Below are 1672 nucleotides of genomic sequence, written 5' to 3'. Positions count from 1 at the left end.
ACCGATATGCCGGCACAGTCCCGAGATTTCCGTTGTCGAGCGATGAACGGACTCAGCCAGGCGGAGCTAAGGGAAGACTGTAAGCCGCCGCGCGATCTTCCGTATCGGCGCCGCGCATCACTTCAGCGCATGATCCGGCAACGCCCACCGCCGGCGCGGAGCGTTGGGCAAGTCCGCCGCGATGGCAGGGAACAGGACGCCAAGGGGCAGACGCCGAATCGTCAGTGAATAGGCCAGCGCGGCGCCCGCATATCGCGTCCGTTCTGATGAAGAACCACCGCGATGATCTTTCCACTGGCATCGCGTTCGAAATCGAGTTGCGCGTCGACGGCGCGGTAGAAGAACCTGTCCCTGGCGCTCGCGTAGATCGGGAAGGCGGGCTGGCCGGTGAGCTGCGCTTCGAGACGATCGCTTCTCAGCGCGACATCGAGGACGGCGCCGAAATCGAACCGGTATTGGCCGACGTAGTCTCCAAGTGTCGCGGCGTCGAGCGCGACGGTCTGGGGCTCGCCGGGAAGCTCGGAGGCGCCGAGCTTCGGCGCCGTACTGTCGCCGTTCTGATGCAGCACCAGTCCACTGACGGCGCCTCCGGCATCGCGCGTAAAGTTCATGCTGATGCCGGCGATCTTCGCGAAGAACTCGTTGGGCGCGGACGCGAAGATCGGGAACGCCGCCTGCCCGGTTGCCTGGGCGAACAACCCGTCATTGGCGCGGAACACCTTGAGCAGGAATTTGTCGGCAAGCTTGTAGGTTCCGACGTAATCGTCGAGCGACGCATCGGCAAGCGCCACGGCCTTGTGGGCCGGCGCCAGCGGGGCGCTGCCGTCAAGCGTGGCGAAACCGAGATCGTCGGTGTCGGCGGCCGTGTTGGCGAGGACCACGACGCCGCGCCGCCCGTCGGCGGTGAAGCCGAGAAAGCCATGGTAGCCGCCGGTCTGGCCATTGTGCCAGATGATGCCCTTGGCGTTCGTTATCCAGGCAAGACCGATGCGCACGGCCGGACCCATGTCGCTGCGCGACGCTTGCGCAAACTTCATCGCGGCGGCCAATGGCGAGGGATCGATGCCCATATTGGCCTTCAGAAAGCGCAGCATGTCGTTGGCCGTGGAACGGATCGCCCCGGCCCCCGCCAATGCATCCAGGTCCCAGTTCTTCACGGCCATGCCCATGACGTCGCGACCAGGCGCGAGATGGGCGCGCATGGCGTCGCTGAACATCGTGCCGCTCATCGTCATGCCGAGCGGCTGGAAAATCCGTTCGCCGGTCATGGCCCCAAAGCTCGTGGACTCCGATTGCGACAGCGCCAGACCCAACAGCCCGAAACCGAGATTGGAGTATTCGTAGGCATCGCCGGGATCGCGCCGCAGCTGGTATCCCGCCAGAAACGCCTTCAGCTTCGCCGCATCGTAGTCGGCGTAGGGATTGGCCGGGTCTTGCGGCCAGAAGTTTGTCGGCATCCGCGGCAGACCCGAGTGCTGGGTGCCGAGCTCGCCGAGCGTGATCTGCTTGCCGCCGCGCGCGGGGATTCTGAAGTCCGGCAGGAGTTGTGCCACCGGCGTCTCAAGCGTCACGCGGCCTGCGAGCACGGCCTGGGCCAGGAGTGTTGCGGTAAAGGTTTTCGTGATCGAACCGATTTCGTAGACGGTGTCGCCATCCGGCGCCTGGCCGTTGT

Annotated in this window: 1 protein-coding gene; it reads right to left on the bottom strand. The window is 65.1% G+C overall.

All coding sequences use genetic code 11. From position 1 onward, the window contains the following. Positions 1 to 221: 221 nt before the first annotated feature. Positions 222 to 1672: serine hydrolase (locus WCB02_RS26195; RefSeq protein WP_423962666.1), on the bottom strand; the 1451-nt coding region annotated here is incomplete at its 5' end.

It is taken from the genome of Bradyrhizobium sp. (assembly GCF_049581145.1).
Classification (GTDB): Bacteria; Pseudomonadota; Alphaproteobacteria; order Rhizobiales; family Xanthobacteraceae; genus Bradyrhizobium.
Note: the sequence above shows the minus strand (reverse complement) of the source record. Positions and strands in the feature narration are given on the sequence as shown.